Below are 867 nucleotides of genomic sequence, written 5' to 3'. Positions count from 1 at the left end.
GGCCAGGGCAAGGCAGTCATGGACGAAATCCGAACCAGCATGGATACGGTCCGACGCATCAGCGCCGCAGCCGTCGCCGCGCGCGACGCGCATACCGACCAGGTCGAGACCTGGCTACGCATCGGTTCGGTGGCGGCACTGCTGGCGATCTTCCTGCTTGCCGGCTACGCGATCAGGGAATCGCGCCGCCGCTTCCTTGAGGTGGCGGTCGCCCAGGAGGAGTTGGTGCGCAAGAACGTCGCGCTCGGCAGAGAGATCGAGACACGTGAAAAGGCAGAATCCCAGATCCGCCAGATGCACAAGATGGAGGCGGTCGGCCAGCTTACAGGCGGCATCGCCCACGACTTCAACAACATGCTGGCGGTGATCATCAGCGCCATGAACCTCGCCCAGCGCAAGCTGGCGCGCGGCGAGCACGACATCGCACAATTCATCGACGCGGCGATCGATGCCGCGACCCGTGCCGCCAATCTGACGGCCCGGCTGCTCGCCTTCTCGCGTCAGCAGCCGCTGGCGCCGCAGATCGTCGACGCCAACCGCCTGCTGACCGGGATGTCCGACCTGATCCGTAGGGCACTCGGCGAAACCATCCGCATCGAAACGGTGCTGGCGGGAGGCTTGTGGAAAACCCATGCCGACCCGAGCCAGATCGAGAACGCCGTTCTCAACCTGGCCGTCAACGCCCGCGACGCCATGGGCGATGACGGCAAGCTGACCATCGAGACCGCCAACAGCCATCTCGACGACAGCTACGCCGCCGCCCATGCAGAAGTCGCGGCCGGCCAGTATGTGATGATCGCCGTCAGCGATACCGGTTCGGGCATGACCCCCGATGTCATGGCCAAGGCCTTCGAACCCTTCTTCACC

At 65.1% G+C, this 867-nt stretch carries 1 protein-coding gene; it reads left to right on the top strand.

Annotated elements, in window-relative coordinates:
• Nucleotides 1–18 precede the first annotated feature (18 nt).
• Nucleotides 19–867 (top strand): ATP-binding protein (locus EN884_RS37325; RefSeq protein ID WP_348633005.1); only part of this gene is annotated, 849 nt, incomplete at its 3' end.

The sequence above is a fragment of the Mesorhizobium sp. M7A.F.Ca.AU.001.01.1.1 genome, assembly GCF_004022735.1.
In the GTDB taxonomy this organism is placed as follows: domain Bacteria; phylum Pseudomonadota; class Alphaproteobacteria; order Rhizobiales; family Rhizobiaceae; genus Mesorhizobium; species Mesorhizobium ciceri.
This window is presented reverse-complemented; position numbering and strand designations above follow the sequence as displayed.